This is a genomic window from Flavobacterium commune, from assembly GCF_001857965.1.
GTDB classification, from domain to species: Bacteria; Bacteroidota; Bacteroidia; order Flavobacteriales; family Flavobacteriaceae; genus Flavobacterium; species Flavobacterium commune.
In genome coordinates this window covers 2,876,540-2,896,876 of the sequence record NZ_CP017774.1, presented here as the reverse complement: position 1 = coordinate 2,896,876, position 20,337 = coordinate 2,876,540, and the positions used below count along the sequence as shown (strand labels likewise).

The following is a 20,337-nucleotide window of genomic DNA, read 5'->3' as shown; positions in this document are numbered from 1 at the left end:
AAATTAGTTCGCACTTTTTAAAAAATATATTTTATTATTTCTTACCAGAACTTCACGTACAAAGCAGCGATAATTAATAAAGTAATAATAATTAATACTGTAGTTTGAGGTTTTACCTTAAACATTTCAGTATCTAATTCGAATGCTTTAGGATTCACTTTTGGTCCGGCAAAACTGATTCCAATCATTAACAACATTGTAAAGGCAAATGATAATCCCATACAAATGTGAAACGGAATTTCGAAACCACCTTTACCATTTGGCCAGGCTGTGTACAATAACGTTTCATTTCCAAACATAGCCGGAGCGTATTCGTTGAATAAAACTGACAATAAGAAACCTGCAATTACCCCAACAATAGCCGCTGTACCTGTAGTTCTTTTCCAGAACATCCCTAAGAAGAACATAGCAAATACTCCAGGGCTAATAAATCCTGTGTATTTTTGGATATAGGTAAATCCACCAACTCCACCGATTCCCAGAACATCATTCCATGTAAACAATACAGCCAAAACCATAGAAGCAAAAACGGCATAACGACCAATGTTTACCTGAGCTCTGTCGGAAGCATTTTTTTGAATGTACTTTTTGTGAACGTCTAAAGTATAAATAGTCGAAATACTGTTTACTTTACCCGCTAACGATGCCACAATAGCAGCAGTTAAAGCCGCAACTGATAATCCTTTTAATCCTGTTGGCAAGAAAGTCAACATAGCCGAATAAGCTCCGTCTTTTCCACCAACTAATTGTGGTAAGTGTCCTCCCTGGTACAATACATAAGCAGCAATACCCGGTAACATTACAATTACAGGCATTAATAATTTTAATAATCCTGCAAACAAAATACCGGTACGTGCTGTTTGTAAATCAGCACCCAAGGCTCTTTGTGTGATATATTGGTTACATCCCCAATAGTTCAGGTTGATAATCCAGATACCTGCTAAATAAGACAACATTCCCGGGAAAGTAAGGTATTTATCGATCTCTAACTGTGTAGAAGTAGCCGTTGGTCTAGGAATAATCATTTTAAAATGCTCAGGTGCTTTTTCCATCAAAATATTAAAACCTGCAATTGCATCCTGACCTACTCCAAAATATTCTCCTACGGTAGTTAAAGCGATATAAGAAGTTACCAAACCTCCAATGATTAATACAGCCACCTGAATAACGTCGGTATAAGCTACTACTTTCATACCTCCAAGAGAGATAATCAAAGCAAAAACAGCCAATCCTAACATAATAACATGAAGAAAATCTCCTCCTGCTAATCCGTTAATGGCAACAGCTCCTAAATATAAAATAGAGGTTAAGTTTACAAAAACATACAAAAACAACCAGAAAACAGCCATAATCAAAGCTGTAGTTTCGTTGTATCTGGTTTTTAAGAATTGTGGCATGGTGTAAATCTTGTTTTTCAAATAAACAGGAATAAACCAAATAGCGATAATAATCAACGCGATAGCAGCAACCCATTCGTAAGCAGCTACAGCAATTCCTAAGAAGAATCCTTCCCCACTCATTCCGATAAACTGTTCTGCCGAAATATTTGAGGCAATTAACGAAGCTCCAATAGCCCACCAGGTTAATGTTCCTTCGGCTAAGAAATACGCCTTAGCATCATGTTCATTTTTTTCGCGCTTGCGATAAATAATATATCCGTAGATTGAGACTACTAGAAAGTAGACAATAAATACTGCATAATCTGCAAATTCGAGACTTGAGCTCATAAGAAAAAGTTGTTTTTAGTTAGTTATAGATTTTAGTTTTAAATTATTTTTCAGGATCTAAATCTTAACATCAAATGTTTTCTATTCTCAATTTTAAGAATATCCAAACGTTAGGATTTATCACTTCAGAATTTCGCTATAATTCCAATTATAAAATAGTGCATCAATTTTATTTCATCACTTTTTTTACGAAAAACGAAATCCAAAAGTAAAATAAAAATACTTATCTACATCATTTTTTTAAATGTAAATACAACATTTATAACCAAAAAACAATTCAAAACACTAAAAACCAATACATTAAATTTTTAAAACAGACTATATTTTTTTAAACAATTAAACAAAAACATTCTAAATAAGGCAAGAAAAACTACTAAACAGGCAACCAAAGTTGTCTAAAAAAGGTAAAAAAACTCAATAAAGCATTTGAATTTCTTTAAGTCCATACTCAACAACTCGATCATCTTCTAACAAAACAATCAATTTTCCCTTTTTAGAAACTCCTTGTATAATTCCCATAAAAACTTTCTCAGTTTCTAACTTAAAAGCCATCGGAAATTCTTTTTTAAACAAATGATTAGTGTATTGAGCCCATAAATAATCAGGATTTGAACCAATAAATGCTAAATTTACTTTTAATCGCTCAACAATTAAAATAAGTAATTCGTCTTTATCAAAAGTCGAATTGGCAATAACTGCCATTGAAGAAGCTTTAGGAAGATTTTCAAAATTAGTTTGATTAACATTCAAACCTATTCCAATAATTGAAGAAATACTGCCGTTACTTTTAAAATTATTCTCGATTAAAATACCAGCAATTTTAAAATTAGCTGACATAATGTCGTTAGGCCATTTTATACTTAAATTTTGAATTTTATAAGTTTTCAAAACCTCAATTATTGCTAAAGCTGTAGCTACATTAAAATTATAAATCTCCTCTGCACTCACCAACAAATCCTTTATAAAAACACTCATTATTAGGTTTTTAGACTTTTCAGAATTCCACACAGCCCCCATCTGCCCTCGCCCTTTAGTTTGATTTTCGGCTGTAACAACAGTAAAGTTTTCAAGCTCATCAGTTGCCGATAATCCTTTAAGAAAATCGTTTGTAGAATCTATGGCATCGAGTTTGATTAGTTTCATTAGCAATTATTTTTGTAACATTATTTAATATTATGTTAAGGTTCAAAAATAATCACAAAAAATGGTAACTTTACACACTTATTATAAAAATAATTCATGGCAAAAAAGACTGTAAATAATGATGACCTATTGGCAAACATTATCAAAGGAATAGAAGAAGTAAAAGGAAATGATATAGATATTCTCGATCTTAGAGAAATCGACACCGCAGTTTGCGACTATTTTGTTATCTGCAACGGAAATTCAAATACTCAGGTTAACGCAATTGTTAACTCCATTCAAAAAATTGTTTCTAAAGAAATTAAAGACAAGCCTTGGCATGTTGAAGGGACTGACAATGCCGAATGGGTACTTATGGATTATGTTAACATTGTGGTTCATGTTTTTCAAAAACAAATTAGAGAATATTACAACATCGAAAGTTTGTGGGGAGATGCAAAAATTACTACAATTGCAAACAAATACTAAAAGCAAGACAGAATAACTATGGCAAAAGATAACAACCCCAATTCTAATAAATTCAGAATAAGTCCTTGGCTGGTTTATACAAGCATACTGCTTATTTTCTTATTTATTAGCTTCGTAACTGGTAGTTCCAGCTTACAGGAGCCTGCTCAATTAAAATCGTCTAACATAGATAATATGTTGACAAAAGGTCAAATTAAAAACGTCATTATTTTTAACAATAAAGATGCTGAAATCTACCTTTCTGATGCAGGATTAAAAGATCCCGCCAACAAAGCTGTAGCCAAAGACATCTTTGACCGACCTAATAAAGGGCCACATTACACTACAAAATTTGGTGATTTAAAATCATTTCAGGAAAAACTTGACAGAGCTAAAGCTGAAAAAAAATTAGTCGATTACGACTTTAAGGAAGCCAGCAATTGGTCTGATATACTAATCAGCTTACTTCCTGTAATCATCATCATTGGAGTATGGATTTTCATCATGCGCAAGATGTCAGGTGGTGGCGCTGGTGGTGGCGGACAAATCTTTAACATTGGAAAATCAAAAGCCAGACTTTTTGACGAAAAAAACGATGTTAAAACCACATTTAAGGATGTTGCCGGATTAGAAGGTGCCAAAGAAGAAATTCAGGAAATTGTTGAATTCCTTAAAAACCCTGAAAAATTCACCAATCTTGGAGGTAAAATCCCAAAAGGAGCATTACTTGTAGGACCTCCGGGAACAGGAAAAACATTATTAGCTAAGGCTGTAGCCGGTGAAGCTCAGGTTCCGTTTTTCTCTTTATCAGGTTCTGATTTTGTCGAAATGTTTGTAGGTGTAGGAGCTTCCAGAGTTCGTGATTTATTCAAACAAGCCAAAGAAAAATCACCGGCAATCATTTTTATTGACGAAATTGATGCTGTAGGTAGAGCCAGAGGAAAAAACAGCATGTCAGGCGGAAATGACGAAAGAGAAAACACTCTGAACCAATTACTAACCGAAATGGATGGTTTTGGTTCCAACTCTAACGTAATTGTTCTGGCCGCAACAAACAGAGCCGATGTTTTAGACAAAGCTTTAATGCGCGCCGGACGTTTTGACAGACAAATATTTGTCGATTTACCAGACATTCGCGAGCGTGCTGAAATTTTCAAAGTGCACTTAGCTCCTTTGAAAAAAGTAGAAGGCTTAGACTTAGACTTTTTAGCCAAACAAACTCCGGGATTCTCAGGTGCCGATATTGCTAATGTGTGTAACGAAGCGGCCTTGATTGCAGCAAGAAACAATAAAACTGCTGTTGACAAACAAGATTTCCTTGACGCTGTTGACCGTATTGTAGGTGGTTTAGAAAAGAAAAATAAAATCATCACTCCGGAAGAGAAAAAAGCAATTGCCATTCACGAAGCGGGTCACGCTACAGTTAGCTGGATGTTAGAGCACGCAGCTCCATTAATCAAAGTAACTATTGTTCCTCGTGGACAAAGTTTAGGAGCGGCATGGTACTTACCGGAAGAACGCCAAATTGTTCGTCCTGACCAAATGCTGGACGAAATGTGTGCTACTATGGGAGGTAGAGCTGCCGAAAAAGTAACGTTTAACCGTATTTCAACCGGTGCGTTAAGTGATTTGGAAAAAGTAACCAAACAGGCTCGCGCTATGGTTACTATCTATGGTTTGAATGACAAAATAGGAAATGTTACTTATTATGATTCATCAGGTCAAAGCGAATACAGTTTCTCAAAACCATATTCAGATGAAACAGCAAAAGTGATAGATGCTGAAATATCAGCACTTATCGAAAGTCAATACCAGAGAGCGATTCAAATTTTAGAAGAGAATAAAGACAAACTAAATCAGCTTGCTGATATTCTTATCGAAAAAGAAGTCATTTTCAAAGACGATTTAGAAGCTATTTTCGGAAAAAGAAGTTTTGACAAAAATTTGGAAGAAGTAGTCTCTTAATTAGTCAGTTGACATAAATTATTTAAAATCTTAATTCAAAACCGCGTTTTGAATTAAGATTTTTTTATCTTTGGACGGTTACAAATAACATATCAAGTACCCTACAAAATATGAGTCTTTTTAGAAAACTTTTTGGATCTAGTATTTCAGCTTCAGATGAGGAAAAAGAAAGTCAGAATAATAATTTCTTTCCTGATAACAATATCTCTGTTGATGAACGATTTATCTACAATTTTAAAAAAAATGGAGGTAAATTCTTGTACTGTGAAAATGCTCAGGAAGTAAAAGACCAATTTGAGAATATATTAGAAGAAAATGACTGGTTTGAAAGCGAAGTATTATGTTATGATTCAAACTTATTTGGACTTTTGGATGAAAACAAATTAAACTATACCAAACCTGCTAATCCTAAATTTCTATTATCAAGTTGCGAAAATTTGATTGCTGAGGAAGGTTCTATACTTTTTTCATCAAAACAAATCAAACAGCACAAACCAAACGAATTACCTACTAACATTGTAGTTTTAGCAACTACAAGTCAAATTCTCGCTATGAAAAGCGACGGACTTAGTGCTATAAAAAAGAAATACGAAAGAGATTATCCTACCAATATTACGGCTATAAAATATTTTGAAAAAGCAAAAGAAGAGGACTTTACCCAATATGGAAGTTCGGCTAAAAATCTTTATTTATTGCTTTTAGAAGATCTTTAAAATGAATGAAACTCTAAAAAGGTCTATATCAGGAGCTATTTACATCTTATTATTAATAACTTCTATTTTATACTCAACCGAAAGTTTTTTTATACTTTTTGGTGTATTTCTAATGATAGCCATATATGAATTTTGCAATTTAACTCAGGTTAACAAAACCCTGCCGCTAATAGCAGGTTTTTTGCTTTATTCCGGCATTACACTAATTAGTCATTACAATAAAATTACTACTCAAACAATCAATGCCTTTTTGGGCTCTACTATTGAAATCACAATCAATATTCAGCAAATGAATATCATTTTATTAGCAACCACATTAGTTGTATCAGTAAAATGTATTCTTTTTTTATTTTATGATAATATTCAAAAGATAAGTACCTCATCAAAATACCTTTATCTATTTGGTTACATCATTCTTCCATTTGTATTTATAACTAAAATTTCTTTCGGAATAAAAGACTACAATCCTAAAATCATTATTGGTTTATTTATTTTAATCTGGACCAATGACTCTTTTGCTTATGTTGTTGGGAAATCCATTGGAAAAAACAAATTATTCGAACGCATCTCTCCTAAAAAAACTATCGAAGGATTTATAGGCGGAATACTTTTTGCCATTTTAGCCGGTTATTTAATATCAAAATACTACATCAAAGCCAAACCTGAGTTCAGCGCACAATCCATACTGATTTGGACTTCTATTGCAACTATTGTAGGGATATTTGGAACAATAGGCGATTTGATTGAATCTAAATTCAAACGAATTGCAGGAGTAAAAGACAGCGGAAATATCATGCCCGGACACGGAGGCGTACTAGATAGACTAGATAGTGTTATATTTGTAGCACCAATTATATTTTTATTTTATCAAATTTTAAATTATGTTTCATAAAGAAGGAGCTCCATCTATTTTATTAGCAACCGTTTTTACGGTAGTTACACTATTACTTGCGGACAAATTTATTGACATCAATTGGTTAAGAATGTCGGTTGAAATCTTTGTTTTCTTAATTTTAATTATTGTATTGCAATTCTTTAGAAACCCAAAAAGAACTGTAATTATCAATGACAAACAAATTCTGGCTCCTGTTGATGGAAAAGTGGTTGTTATTGAAGAAGTTTACGAAGGAGAATATTTCAAAGACAAACGTCTTCAGGTTTCTATCTTTATGTCCCCAATAAATGTACATGTTACGCGATATGCCATGAGCGGAATTATAAAATTCAGCAAATACCATCCCGGTAAATTCTTAGTAGCCTGGCATCCGAAAGCCAGTGAAGAAAACGAAAGAACTACTGTTGTAATAGAAAACAATAGTTTTGGTGCTGTTTTATACCGTCAAATTGCAGGAGCATTAGCACGCCGAATTGTAAATTATGCACAGGAAGGAATGCAGGTCGTTCAGGGTACTGATGCCGGCTTTATTAAATTTGGTTCCAGAGTAGATTTATTTTTACCTTTAGGTACTCCTGTAAATGTGGTTCTCAATCAAAAAGCCATTGGAGGAAAAACTATTATTGCAACAAAAGAATCATAAATGACTAAAAAAGATTTAGATACTCGATTTAATGAAGCGGTTGAAAAGGCCTCTAAAATGACTCAAGCATCTTTACCTCAAGATGTCCAGTTGCGACTTTATGCCTATTACAAACAAGCTACAATTGGTACTGTAGAAATAAGACAAACTTCTAATTTCCACCTTAGAGATGCCTTTAAAATCAATGCCTGGATGCAAATAAGCCATATCACCGCCGATGAAGCCAAAGAAAATTATATCGAAATCATCAATTCTCTTTGAAATAAACAACATCATCATGAAAAAACTTATTTATACAATCAGCAGCCTATTTTTATTTGTTTTTTTAATTTCCTGCAACAATAAAAAACTAACCGAAGTAGTTGAAGTTCCTCTTCCTACTGCCGAAGAAAAAGTAACTCTGGGATTTCCTGACGATGTAAAAGCAGAACCCGGTTCTTTTTTACTGGATAAATTGCCTTATTCTTATGATGCTTTAGCTCCAGCCATTTCAGCTCTTAACTTAGAAGCTCATTATTCTAAACATTATCTGACATACACTAACAATCTTAACGCCGCCATAGCCGGAACAGAATACGAAAACATGTCTATCGAAGACATCTTAGCCAAACTGGACATCAACGATACCGAATTAAGAAATAGTGCCGGAGGTTTTTACAACCATTCGCTTTACTGGAAATCAATGGCTCCTAATGCCGGCGGAACTCCAAAAGATACGATTGCCGGAGCTATCGACCGGGATTTTGGTTCTTTTAATGAATTTAAAACTGCATTCAAAGAAGAAGCCACTAAACAATTTGGCTCGGCCTGGGTTTGGCTAATTGTGGACAAAGCCGGAAAACTAAAAATTACCAGTTCTCAAAATCAGGACAATCCCTTGATGCGAAATGCTGCTGTTCCCGGAACTCCTATTTTAGCCCTGGATTTATGGGAACACGCTTATTATTTGGGTCACCAATACCGTCGTGCAACCTACATTGATTCGTTTTTTAACGTAATCAATTGGGGAAAAGTAAATGAAAATTATCAAAATTCATTCATCAAAAAATACTAATCTGTTTCTCCGAACAAATAAACAAAAAGCTGATGCACTACTCTCATAGTATTCATCAGCTTTTTTGTTTAAAAATCAACGCAAAATATCCCTTTAAAAATCATAAATAAATAGTAATATTTATTGGGTTTGTTTCCTTTTTCATAAATTTGACAAAAATATACACCCTTGAATAAATCGCTATTTTTCATCTGTTTTTCTCTGTTTTTACTTCTTTCGACAAAAGTAAATGCGCAAACACCTAAAAAAATAATTGTTGAACATTCTGATTTCGCTGATGTCAATCAAGCCGAAATGCCCGATGCTTTTTTACTTACCGGAAATGTGGTTGTCAATCATGACGGAGTGGTGCTGAGTTGCAATAAAGCCTATTTTTTTCAAAAAGAAAATTACATCAAAGCCTTTGGAAATGTCCAACTCGTACAAGGAGACACCCTTTATTTGAACAGTAAATATGCCGAATACAATGGAAATGTAAAAAAAGCATTCGCCACCGGAGAGGCTGTAATGAGTTCGCCTAATGCCACTTTAGCAACAGATACTATCAATTTTGACCGAAATACACAGGAAGTATTTTACAACACCAAAGGAACAATTACCAACAACGAAAACACCTTAGTGAGCAAATCGGGGAGATATTATGTGGCTCAAAAAAAATTCCAATTTCTAACAGAAGTAATTATTACCAATCCAAAATATGTTATCAAATCCAATCATTTAGATTACTATAGCAACTCAGGGCATTCCTATCTTTTTGGTCCGTCAACCATTACCAGCAAAAACAATTACATTTATACCGAAAAAGGTTTTTATGACACTAAGAAAAACCTCTCTCATTTTCTTCGAAAATCCTACATAAAATACGATGACCGACGTATAGAGGGCGATAGTCTATACTATGATCGAAACAAAGAATTTGCATCGGCTACCCGAAATGTAAAAATTACCGACTCCATCAATAAAGGAATCGTAAAAGGACATTATGCCGAAGTTTTCCAGAAAAAAGATTCCATGTATGTAACCAAAAGAGCTGTTGCTGTTAATTTTGTAGAAAACGACTCCGTTTACATTCATGGAAAAAAATTGATGGTAACAGGAAAAGAAGGTGATCGAATTATTCGTGCTTTCAACAACGTTCGATTTTACAAAACCGATATGAGCGGTAAATGCGATTCGATACATTCCAGTACCAAAACTTCACTAACAAAACTCATTGGAAATCCTATTCTTTGGAATGGCGAAAGCCAAATTACAGGAGATGTAATGCACCTCATCGGAAATAGCAAAACTCAAAAACTGGACTCTCTCAAAGTACTCAACAACACCTTTATCATCTCCAAAGATACCTTAGGAACGGGTTTCAATCAGATAAAAGGACTGAATCTCTATGGGAAATTTGAGGAAGGAAAACTCCACGATGTTGATGTTATAAAAAATGCAGAAGTGATTTATTATATGCGCAATGACGACAATGAGCTCATTGGTATCAATAAAAACGTATGCAGTAAAATCAGTATTCTTTTCGACAAAAATGCTATCGAAACCATTACTTTTTTCCAACAAGTAGATGGCGACATTTATCCCGAGGAAGAACTGGATGAACACGACAGGAAATTCAGAGGATTCAAATGGCGTGCTGATGAGAGAATAAAATCAAAAGATGACATTTTTCCCGAAGAAGAAAATCAATACAACGACAAGATGATTGAACAGAGCAAAAAAGAAGAAGCCAAACCTAACGTCCCTATGGAAATCAGGAAAGAAACGCTCGATTACGATAAAAAGAAGAAAAAAAGTAATCAGTAAGCAGTTTTTAGTATTCAGTTCTTATTAATAACTAAATAAAAAACTCCGTTAAATTTGCGTGTCATCCTGTCCCGATGTTTCGGAGATCATAGGACTTTGCAAACTCTGCGGTAAAAGAAAAACGTGGATAACGATTTTATAAAATATCAAGCACAAACTTCTCCCTATCCTTTAGGAATGGAAGTTTCACACGCTATCGGCTCTTACATATACGATACCAATAATAAAAAATATCTGGATTTTGTAGCAGGGGTTTCGGCCTGTACCTTAGGTCATCAACCACCAAGAGTAAATCAGGCTATAAAAGACCAATTAGACAAATATTCGCATGTAATGGTGTATGGCGAATATTCGCAAAGTCCTGCGGTAGAATATTGCAAACTAATGGCTTCACTCCTACCCGCTCCTTTAGACAAAACCTATTTAGTCAATTCAGGAACCGAAGCTATTGAAGGCTCTTTAAAATTAGCCAGAAGAGTTACCGGCAGAAGCCAATTGATTTCTTGTCATAATGCTTACCACGGAAACACTATGGGTTCTATGAGTGTGATGGGATTTGAAGAACGCAAACAGGCTTTTCGTCCTTTAATTCCCGATGTTGATTTCATCACTTTCAACAATGAAGCCGATTTAGAAAAAATAACCACTAAAACTGCAGGGGTTTTACTGGAAACTATTCAAGGCGGAGCTGGTTTTATAGAACCACAGAATGATTTCTTAAAAAAAGTACGCGCCCGTTGTACCGAAGTTGGCGCCATGATGATTCTGGACGAAATCCAGCCTGGTTTTGGAAGAACCGGAACTTTATTTGGTTTCCAAAATTATGATATAGTCCCTGATATTATAGCCATGGGAAAAGGAATGGGCGGCGGAATGCCTGTAGGTGCTTTTACCGCTTCATCAGCTATGATGGATTTATTAACTGAAAATCCTAAATTAGGTCATATCACTACCTTTGGCGGACATCCTGTCATTGCGGCAGCCTGTTTAGCCACTTTGAAAGAAATAACTGAAACCAAGCTAATGCAGGAAGCTTTAGAAAAAGAAAAGCTATTCAGATCACTTTTGGTACATCCTTTGATACAGGAAGTTAGAGGAAAAGGATTGATGCTTGCTGCAATGACAGCAAATGCTGAAATCACGAATGAAGTGATACTAAAATGTCAAGACAAAGGACTGATATTATTCTGGCTACTATTTGAAGGATGCGCCATCAGAATCACACCTCCTTTAACCATTTCTAACGAAGAAATACGTGAAGGATGTTCTATAATACTAACAGTAATGGATGAAGTAATGGCTTCACTAAAAAAATAAGATCAAAACTGAAATTAGCTTAGTTTCCTTTGTTAATTAAATTGTTCACAATAATTCATTTTTTTCTTCTAAAACAAACCGAATGATACCTAACTTTAAGCTAGGTCAAATTCTAAAAACAGAAAGTATGCAACTCAGCAATGAAGAAGAAGATTATAACTTATCTCTATCCAAATTTGAGTCGATGTTGAAGACCAACAAAGTCCTCTTTTTTGACTCCGAAGAATTTGAAGAAATCATACTTCATTATCTTGATACAGGTAAGGCCGCTTTAGCGAAAAAAGCGCTTAAATTAGCATTAGACCAACACCCTAAGTCAACTGGCTTAAAACTCGTTCAGGTTGAAATGCTCGTTTATGATGACAAATTGGATATGGCCGAGAAATTACTCAATGAGCTGTATGCCATAGAACCGAACAATGAAGAAATTTACATTCAAAAGGCCAACATCTACTCCAAAAGAGACCAGCATGAAAAAGCCGTTGAATTACTAAAAATTGCTTTACAATATACCGATGATTATGCCGATGTGTATAATTTAATAGGAATGGAATACCTTTTCATGGATAATCTCGAAGCCGCTAAGGACAGTTTTATCAAATGTTTAGAAGAGGACATCGAAGACCAGTCAGCCTTGTACAATGTAGTGTATTGCTTCGAATTTTTAGACCAAAATGAAGATGCTATCAGCTTTCTTGACAACTATATTGAAAAAAATCCGTACAGCGAAATTGCATGGCACCAAAAAGGAAGATTGCATTATGGTCTAAAAGATTATGAAAAAGCCATTCATGCCTTTGAATATGCTACACTTATAGACGAAGAATTCTTAGGTGCTTTTATGGAAAAAGCCAAAGCTTTGGAACGTTTAGGTAAATATGACGAAGCAATTGAAAGCTACAACAGAACCATCGAATTAGACGATGCTACTTCGTATGCTTTACTTCGAATAGGTAAATGCTACGAAAAATTAGGTAATAAAGTATTAGCTCTTAAGTTCTATAACGAAACCGTACACGAAGATCCTCTATTAGACAAAGGATGGATTGCCATTACCGATTTCTATTTACGTGAAAAAAACTTTCAAAAAGCCTTATTTTACGTAAAAAAAGCCTTAGAAATAGACAATCAAAACCGCTTGTACTGGAAAAGATACGCTTCTATCAACAAACAAATGAACTTTTTTGAAGAAGCTGAATTCGGATACAGAAAAGCGGTTGAATTTGGCGATACCGAATTAGAAACCTGGTTATTCTGGGTGGATATTTTACAATTTCTTGGCGAATTTGAAACCGCTATTCACACCCTCTTGCAGGCTGCCGAATATTTCCCTGAAGAAAATGAAGTAGAATACCGTTTATCCGGACTTTATTTTATGATTCAGGATACCCGAAAAGCCAAATTCCATTTGAGTAATGCCTTGCGATTAAATTTTGACAACTATGTTTTGATTGAAGATTTATTTCCTGTGGTTTGGACAAATAAAATGGTGCAAAATTATATCGAAAAACAGAAAAAACAATAATGACCAAAAATTCAAGAAAACGCTTCGGACTACTGGGGCGCAATATCAGTTATTCCTTTTCTAAAGGACATTTTACGACTAAATTTGAAAAAGAAAAATACCAAGATTACACTTACGAGAATTTCGACATTCAGGAAATCGCTGCATTTCCGGAAATCATTAAAAATACAGAACATTTAAGCGGTTTAAATGTTACTATTCCTTACAAAGAAGAAGTAATTCCTTTTTTGGACAAATTATCTAAAAAAGCCACAAAAATTGGTGCAGTAAACACCATTAAGATTACCAAAAAAGGCAAACTAAAAGGCTACAATACCGATTATTTTGGATTTTTAAAATCCTTAAAACCTTTGCTAAAATCACATCATAAAAAAGCTTTGATTTTAGGAACAGGAGGTGCTTCAAAAGGAGTTGCTTTTGCACTGGAAGAATTAGGTATCAAATATCAATTTGTATCCAGAAAAGCATCTGAAAATGCCATTGACTACAGCCAAATCAATGTCGAAACTTTTCAGAAATATCAAATTATTATTAATTCTACTCCTATTGGAACCAGCCCTAATATAGAAGCTTGTCCTGATATTCCCTATGAATTGTTTACTGAGCAACACATTGCTTACGATTTGATTTACAACCCGGCAGAAACACAATTTCTAAAGAATGCTGCAGCACAAGGTGCACAAATAAAAAACGGTTTGGATATGCTGATTTTTCAGGCCGAAAAAGCCTGGAAAATTTGGAATAAATAAAAAACATTTCAATTGTCAGACTGAGCTTGTCAAAGTCCGAATTAAAAAAACATTATTGTAGCGCAGTCGGGAATCTATTAAAAACTTCCCGACTGTTTCCTTTTTGGCACTATTTGTGAGTTAAAGCAGAAAAAAACTCATTTCCACTATAACTTATGAATCCCAAAAAACTCCTCCTCCTAACTTTAAGTATTTTTATATTCTTTACTTCCAATACTTTTGCCGAAGTAACACTTCCTAAAATTTTAGGGCATAATATGGTTTTACAACGTCATAAAAAAGTCGCAATATGGGGAACTGCAGCTCCAGCCGAAAAAATATCAGTTGCTTTTGCGGGACAAACCAAAACTACAGTTGCTGATAAATCCGGAAAATGGTCTGTGAAACTTAGTCCAATGAAAGCCTCGTTTACGCAACGCGAAATGACCATTAAAGGAATAAATACCATTGTGTTGAAAAACATTTTGGTAGGTGAAGTATGGCTTTGTTCCGGGCAATCCAACATGGAATATGCAATGCGCAAATACAGCAAATTCCAGACAGCCGTAAAAGGAAATAAACCACCTGAAGATGATTTAAACACAGCCAACAACACCAACATTCGTATTTTTTTAGATCGTCGCAAATACATGGCCCCTAGTCCGGAACATCTGGGTTGGGATACAGCCATTGGACGACCTATAGTCGATTTTTCGGCTGTTGGTTATTATTTTGCAAAAGATTTGTATGCTAGATTAAATGTACCTATCGGAATGATTTCGGCAGCAGTTCCGGGTAGCCGTATTGAACCATGGATTGAGGCTTCCAAATTAGAATTTGAACCTAAACTCAAAAACGGAAAAATTCTTGATAAATTGGGTACTGATGATGGTGATGCCGGTAAATTTTACGATACCATGATACAACCGCTCATCCCATACACATTGAAAGGAATGCTATGGTATCAAGGAGAATCGAATTGTTTTTTGAACGAAAACATTCGTTATGCTTATAAATTAAAAACATTGATAGAAAGCTGGCGTAACGACTGGAAAGATAAAAAAATGCCCTTTTATTTTGTACAAATAGCTCCTTACAACTATTCGGCTTCTAAAGACAGACCACTCACCGCCGAACAACTTCCTGAATTTTGGGAAGCACAAAAGCTGGCATTGCATTTAAAAAACACCAATACAATTGCAATTACAGATTTAGTTGATAGCATCGCCGATTTACATCCCGGATACAAATGGGAAGTGGGCCGTCGTTTAAGTCTGCTTGCTCTAAATAAAGCTTACGGAGAAACCAATGTGGTTTACTCCGGACCTACTTATGAAAAAATGAAAATTGTAAACAACAGTATTGAGGTTACTTTTTCAAATATAGGAAGTGGTTTAAGCAGTCGTAATGGCAGATCACTAAGTTGGTTTACTATCGCCGGAGCTGATGGTAAATTTGTAACCGCAAAAGCGGAAATAAAAGGCAATAAAGTAATCGTTTCTGCTCCTGAAGTCCAACACCCCTATTCGGTGCGTTTGGGCTGGAATGAAGCCGCCCAATCCAATTTTATCAATAAAGAAGGTCTTCCGGCCGTTCCTTTTAGAAGCGACAATCCCTGGGATAAGCTTTTTAAATAAAATTATTTCACAATACTAAAAAATCCTATTTTGAACTGATGTTCAAAATAGGATTTTTTAGTTACAAAAAGGAAGTTTTGAAAGCAATTTCGATTTTTTGAATTTTCTAAAATTCCTCAAAATTCAATATACAAAAAAAGCCTCTTCTTTCGAAGGGGCTTTTGCATTTTGGGTGGATGACCGGGTTCGAACCGGCGACCCTCGGCACCACAAACCGATGCTCTAACCAGCTGAGCTACAACCACCATTTGCTTTGCGGTTGCAAATATACAACGTTTATTGACTTCTGCAAACTATTTTTCTAAAAAAAACCAATAAAATTACAGCAAATCCGCTAAACTATTGACAGCCAAACATCTTTCAACTGTAAATCCTTCAGCATAATCTACACCAACGAGCCTTCCTAAGTCTCTGGAACGGTAATTTAAACTCTCAAAGAAGTTTTTTGAGGTAATTGGCGACTCCGGTTCTGTAGAATTCGGATCATAAAACTGAGAACGATAGGCTAAAATGGCTTCAATTTTCTTATCGGTGAATCCTGTAATATCCACTACAAAGTCAGGTTCAATGTTTTTCCACTGGATATAATGGTAAACCAACTTAGGTCGCCAGGCATTTTGCTGCTCTCCTTCCAACTCGGTTTCAATTTTCATCAAACCCGATAAAAAACAAGCGTCAGAAACTAATTTACTTCCCTTTGCATGATCAATATGACGGTCATCTATGGCATTGCATAAAACAATTTCAGGTTTATATTTCCGAATCATTTTGATGATTTCTAATTGGTGTTTTTCATCATTGACAAAAAAACCGTCTCTCATATTCAAATTCTCTCTTACTGAAACTCCTAATATCTTGGCAGCAGCAGCAGCTTCTTCATCTCTAATTTCCGCCGAACCACGGGTTCCTAATTCCCCTCTGGTTAAATCAACAATACCTACCTTTTTCCCTAAGGAAACCTCTTTTAAAATTGTTCCCGCACAACCCAATTCTACATCATCGGGATGAGCTCCAAAAGCTAATATATCTAGTTTCATTATTTTAATATTTTCCCTCCCTCAGCCCCCTCCGAAGGAAGGGGAAACTTTACGGAGTTTTATTGTGTTTTATTTATTCTAATTTCTATTTTTTTTACAGCAAAGAAAAGAAGTCCTTCTACAAGCTCAGGATGACACGCTAACTACACAAAGTTTTTAAATTCTGCCTTCTCTATTCTAAAAACTGCCTTGTCCAAACTCCCAACTCCCAACTCCCAACTTCTAACTTCTAAAGCACACTCTTCATCGTCATGGATTTATTCACACTTTCATTCCACTCTTTTTGCGGAATACTTTCTTTGGTAATACCACAACCCATATACAAATGCGCTGTTTTTTCCTTTATTTGCATGCAACGTAAATTCACATACAAATCAGATTTTTGTTTTTTCTCAGCAAAATCTTTCTTATTCAATTCGCCCAGAAAACCAGTGTAATACTCTCTATCATAAATTTCATTTTCTATAATAAAATCTTTAGCAGCCAGTTTTGGCAAACCACAAACAGCAGGTGTTGGATGCAAAACTGAAACCACCTGATTCAATTTTGATTCTTTATTAATTACTCCTTCAATATCCGTTTTTATATGCAAAACATTTCCGGCCTGAACCGTATATGGACTGGAAATAGCAACTTCAGAAGTCAGTCCTTTCAGGTTTTCTAAGATAAAATCGGTTACAAATTGCTGTTCTTCTATCTCTTTAGATTCCCAAATCACATCTGTTTTTCCTTCAAAATTCTGTGTTCCCGCTAATGCCATAGTACAGAATTTTTTTCGGCTGGCTTTTAGCAATCGTTCCGGTGTTGCTCCCATCCACAAACCTATTTTGGGGTGGTACCAGCAATAACAAAAAACCGCCGGAAAACGATGAATCAGTCTTGTAAAAACAGTGACCAAATCAAAATCAGGCACATCTAAGATTTCTTTTCGGGACAAAACAACCTTGACAAACTCCCCTTTTTCAATAGCTTTAACTGCTTTTTGAATTAGATTTTCAAAATGTGCTTTTTGCTGTTGATTTTCTTCGGTAACTAAACCAACCGTATGATTCTCTTCAAAAGAATCAATTTCTGATTCCCAAATGACCGATTGATTTTTGGGTATCAATATCATCTGATTGCCATTGAAAGGAGCAAAAACAAAACCTGTTTCGTCCAAAGTTTCAGCAAAATACAAATGGTCATTTTTTTGAAAAAAACCTCTCACCTCCGATTTATATGGCTTACTATAAATAACAAAAGGCAATTTTTGAGCTTCTTGTTGCTTTACTTTTATAAAAAAATCAATCATACGTTAATTTTATTAAAGGTTTGTTTCTATTCAAAAAGTTTAATGTGTTTTCTTTCTTTTTGGCAAAACCATATTGGTCAGTTTGCAAAGCGAAATCAGATTATCTCTTTCGTCAACAATGCGAATTTCCCATAAATGAATACTTGCCCCCTGATGAATGATTTTTGCAGTAGCAGTAACTACACCTTCACGCTTGGATTTTAAATGATTGGCCGAAATTTCTATACCACGTACTTCGCTAACTTCCGGATTGATGAATATAAAGGAAGCGGCACTGCCTACACTCTCTGCCAAAGCTACCGTAGCACCTCCGTGTAACAAGCCCATCGGTTGATGAACACTCGAATTTACCGGCATTTTAGCAACTAGAAAACCTTCGCCAGCATCAATATATTCAATATTTAAGGTTTCCATTAAAGTATTTTTTGAAATACGATTACAGTATTCCAATATCTTTTCTTTATCGAATGTCATGAATTTTATTTTAATCGATTGTAAAAATAAAGAAAGAATAGATACTAGCATCCAAATAACAAGCATATTCTGCAATCCATTTTAAAATTAAATCTCAACAAATAAGATTTTTTCTATTTTTACCAAAAAACAAAACGCATGCGTCCTTTTTCGCTATTATTTATCTTCGGAATCTTATTTTCTATCTGTTCTTGCCGTACTGATTTTTCTACTGTACCGAGTAATGGAAAATTAGTTTTTTCAAGAGATACTGTTTTTCTAGATACTGTTTTTTCAACTATCAGTTCGAGTACATATTTATTGAAAGTCTATAATCACAGCAAAAATGATATTAGTATTCCAACGATTAAATTTGGCAAAGGTTTAAATTCTAAATACCGCATGACCGTTGACGGAATGCAGGGTGAAGACAATAAGATTTTTAATAATGTAACTTTATTAGCCAAAGACAGCCTTTATGTTTTTATTGAAACCACTCCAAATAGTTCAGATGCGAATCCTGTCGATTTTTTATATACTGACAACATTGAATTTGACAGCGGTACTAACTTGCAAAAAGTGGCCTTACTGACCTTGGTGAAAGATGCGGTTTTTCTGTATCCAAAGCGCTTCAACGATGGCACCACCGAATCCGTAACTTTTGACAACACAAAACTAAACGGTTTTTACTTAGACGAAAATGATGCTACCAATGGCAACGAATTGCATTTTACCAATCAAAAAGCTTATGTAATTTACGGCTATGCCACCGTTCCTGAAGGCAAAACAGTTATTTTTGATGCAGGAGCCCGCGTTTATTTTCATGCTAATTCGGGTTTGATTGTACCCCAATCGGCTACTTTGGAATGCAACGGAACTGTTTCAACCACTAACAAACAAGAAAACGAAATTATTTTTGAAGGCGACCGTCTCGAAGCAGATTACGCCAATGTTCCCGGGCAATGGGCTACCATCTGGCTTCGTGACGGCAGTACGGCTCACAAAATCAATCACCTTACAATTAAAAACGCTAGCATTGGTTTGCGAATTGACAATCAGGATCAAACTACCGTTTCGATAAAAAATAGCCAAATTTATAATTCGTCCAATTACGGAATTCTGGCTCAAAATGCTAAAATTGAAGGCGAAAATATCGTTATTAATACAGCCGGAAAAGCCACATTGGCATGTACTTACGGAGGGAATTACCTATTTACACATTGTACTTTTAACAACAATTGGAACAACGCCCAACAATTCGCTCTAACGATAAATAATTTCAAAACAGGCGCAAATCCTGAAGCAAAAGATTTAACCAAAGCCACTTTTAACAATTGTATCATTTATGGCACCTATTCAAGCGAATTCAATTTGGACAAAAACAATGCAGCATCTTTTGAATACCAATTCAACAATTGTCTGTTAAAATCGGATGCGAGCAGCTCGAATCCATTATATAATTTCTTAGGTGATGCGACACATTACAAAAACATAATTCTAAACCAAAACCCTCGCTTTTTTGATATTGCAAAAAACAAACTCAACATTGACAATACTTCTGCCGCTTTCGCAAAAGGAAATCCCGCTTATTTAATTCCGCAGGACATCAACGGAAAAACCAGGACTTCTCCTCCTGATTTGGGTGCTTATCAAAGTATGGCGTTTCCTAAATAAGTTTAAAAATTACCGCAGATTCGCAGATTTTTTAGTTTAATTTGCAATTCCGACAAAGGAGGAATCTCATCAATTGACTCACACAACGGAGATTCCTACTTCGTCAGGAATGACAAGATTGAGTAAACACTAAAAATAAAACTCTGTCTGAATTCTACCTTCTACAATCTTAAAAAGAGCACCAAAACATACTAAAAACGACTACTTTAAAAAGTCTTTTTTACACTTGTCGGTACTGTTTTTTTAACCTAAATTTGCATCGCAATTCATCAAATACAAAAT

Annotated in this window: 18 protein-coding genes and 1 tRNA gene; 13 read left to right on the top strand and 6 right to left on the bottom strand. The window is 35.0% G+C overall.

Annotated features, from left to right (window positions below; all coding sequences use genetic code 11):
* Nucleotides 1-41: 41 nt before the first annotated feature.
* Together BIW12_RS12115 and BIW12_RS12110 are read right to left on the bottom strand one after the other, a co-directional pair.
* Nucleotides 42-1,727: a sodium/sugar symporter gene (locus BIW12_RS12115; RefSeq protein WP_071185352.1), complete on the bottom strand. Its 1,686-nt coding sequence runs from the start codon at nucleotides 1,725-1,727 to the stop codon at nucleotides 42-44.
* Nucleotides 1,728-2,141: 414 nt separating this feature from the next.
* Entirely contained in the window at nucleotides 2,142-2,870 is a 729-nt protein-coding gene (locus BIW12_RS12110; RefSeq protein ID WP_071185351.1) for a biotin--[acetyl-CoA-carboxylase] ligase, read from the bottom strand.
* A 96-nt stretch (nucleotides 2,871-2,966) separates the two neighbouring features.
* Here BIW12_RS12110 and rsfS point away from each other — a divergent pair, with 96 nt between their 5' ends.
* The 12 genes from rsfS (at nucleotide 2,967) to BIW12_RS12050 (ending at nucleotide 15,600) form a co-directional block, all read left to right on the top strand.
* Nucleotides 2,967-3,338: a ribosome silencing factor gene (rsfS, locus tag BIW12_RS12105; protein WP_071185350.1), complete on the top strand. Its 372-nt coding sequence runs from the start codon at nucleotides 2,967-2,969 to the stop codon at nucleotides 3,336-3,338.
* A gap of 18 nt (nucleotides 3,339-3,356) precedes the next feature.
* Nucleotides 3,357-5,282: an ATP-dependent zinc metalloprotease FtsH gene (gene ftsH, locus BIW12_RS12100; protein ID WP_071185349.1), complete on the top strand. Its 1,926-nt coding sequence runs from the start codon at nucleotides 3,357-3,359 to the stop codon at nucleotides 5,280-5,282.
* Between the two features lie 110 nt (nucleotides 5,283-5,392).
* Nucleotides 5,393-5,995: a lactate utilization protein B/C gene (locus BIW12_RS12095; protein WP_071185348.1), complete on the top strand. Its 603-nt coding sequence runs from the start codon at nucleotides 5,393-5,395 to the stop codon at nucleotides 5,993-5,995.
* Between the two features lies 1 nt (nucleotide 5,996).
* A complete protein-coding gene (locus BIW12_RS12090; RefSeq protein WP_071185347.1) occupies nucleotides 5,997-6,887 on the top strand; it encodes a phosphatidate cytidylyltransferase in 891 nt (296 codons plus the stop codon).
* Nucleotides 6,877-7,533: a phosphatidylserine decarboxylase family protein gene (locus BIW12_RS12085; protein WP_071185346.1), complete on the top strand. Its 657-nt coding sequence runs from the start codon at nucleotides 6,877-6,879 to the stop codon at nucleotides 7,531-7,533. Before BIW12_RS12090 ends, BIW12_RS12085 begins: the two co-directional genes overlap by 11 nt.
* The gene (locus BIW12_RS12080) at nucleotides 7,534-7,794 is read left to right on the top strand and encodes an acyl-CoA-binding protein (RefSeq protein ID WP_071185345.1); all 261 of its coding nucleotides are present in this window, start codon (nucleotides 7,534-7,536) and stop codon (nucleotides 7,792-7,794) included.
* Nucleotides 7,795-7,810: 16 nt separating this feature from the next.
* Complete coding sequence (locus BIW12_RS12075) at nucleotides 7,811-8,587, top strand: superoxide dismutase (protein WP_071185344.1); 777 nt, start codon at nucleotides 7,811-7,813, stop codon at nucleotides 8,585-8,587.
* Between the two features lie 168 nt (nucleotides 8,588-8,755).
* Nucleotides 8,756-10,393: an OstA-like protein gene (locus tag BIW12_RS12070; protein WP_071185343.1), complete on the top strand. Its 1,638-nt coding sequence runs from the start codon at nucleotides 8,756-8,758 to the stop codon at nucleotides 10,391-10,393.
* A 123-nt stretch (nucleotides 10,394-10,516) separates the two neighbouring features.
* The gene (locus BIW12_RS12065) at nucleotides 10,517-11,710 is read left to right on the top strand and encodes an aspartate aminotransferase family protein (RefSeq protein WP_071185342.1); all 1,194 of its coding nucleotides are present in this window, start codon (nucleotides 10,517-10,519) and stop codon (nucleotides 11,708-11,710) included.
* A gap of 127 nt (nucleotides 11,711-11,837) precedes the next feature.
* Nucleotides 11,838-13,235, top strand: coding sequence for a tetratricopeptide repeat protein (locus BIW12_RS12060; RefSeq protein WP_071186378.1), 1,398 nt, complete (start codon nucleotides 11,838-11,840; stop codon nucleotides 13,233-13,235).
* The gene (locus BIW12_RS12055; RefSeq protein WP_071185341.1) at nucleotides 13,235-13,984 is read left to right on the top strand and encodes a shikimate dehydrogenase family protein; all 750 of its coding nucleotides are present in this window, start codon (nucleotides 13,235-13,237) and stop codon (nucleotides 13,982-13,984) included. The genes BIW12_RS12060 and BIW12_RS12055 overlap by 1 nt, the downstream gene beginning before the upstream one ends.
* Nucleotides 13,985-14,139: 155 nt before the next feature.
* The gene (locus BIW12_RS12050) at nucleotides 14,140-15,600 is read left to right on the top strand and encodes a sialate O-acetylesterase (RefSeq protein ID WP_071185340.1); all 1,461 of its coding nucleotides are present in this window, start codon (nucleotides 14,140-14,142) and stop codon (nucleotides 15,598-15,600) included.
* 171 nt (nucleotides 15,601-15,771) lie between these two features.
* On the opposite strand, the gene BIW12_RS12045 is transcribed toward BIW12_RS12050, so the two are convergent.
* The 4 genes from BIW12_RS12045 to BIW12_RS12030 all read right to left on the bottom strand — a co-directional run bounded on the left by BIW12_RS12045 (nucleotide 15,772) and on the right by BIW12_RS12030 (nucleotide 18,402).
* Nucleotides 15,772-15,845, bottom strand: a tRNA-His gene (locus tag BIW12_RS12045).
* A gap of 75 nt (nucleotides 15,846-15,920) precedes the next feature.
* Nucleotides 15,921-16,637 (bottom strand): bacillithiol biosynthesis deacetylase BshB1, encoded by a 717-nt coding sequence (bshB1, locus tag BIW12_RS12040; RefSeq protein WP_071185339.1) that lies wholly within the window; start codon nucleotides 16,635-16,637, stop codon nucleotides 15,921-15,923.
* A gap of 229 nt (nucleotides 16,638-16,866) precedes the next feature.
* Nucleotides 16,867-17,928: a chorismate-binding protein gene (locus BIW12_RS12035; protein ID WP_071185338.1), complete on the bottom strand. Its 1,062-nt coding sequence runs from the start codon at nucleotides 17,926-17,928 to the stop codon at nucleotides 16,867-16,869.
* A gap of 39 nt (nucleotides 17,929-17,967) precedes the next feature.
* Complete coding sequence (locus tag BIW12_RS12030) at nucleotides 17,968-18,402, bottom strand: PaaI family thioesterase (RefSeq protein WP_071186376.1); 435 nt, start codon at nucleotides 18,400-18,402, stop codon at nucleotides 17,968-17,970.
* A gap of 138 nt (nucleotides 18,403-18,540) precedes the next feature.
* On the opposite strand from BIW12_RS12030, the gene BIW12_RS12025 reads away from it, so the two are divergent.
* Entirely contained in the window at nucleotides 18,541-20,055 is a 1,515-nt protein-coding gene (locus tag BIW12_RS12025) for a hypothetical protein (RefSeq protein WP_071185337.1), read from the top strand.
* Nucleotides 20,056-20,337 lie beyond the last annotated feature (282 nt).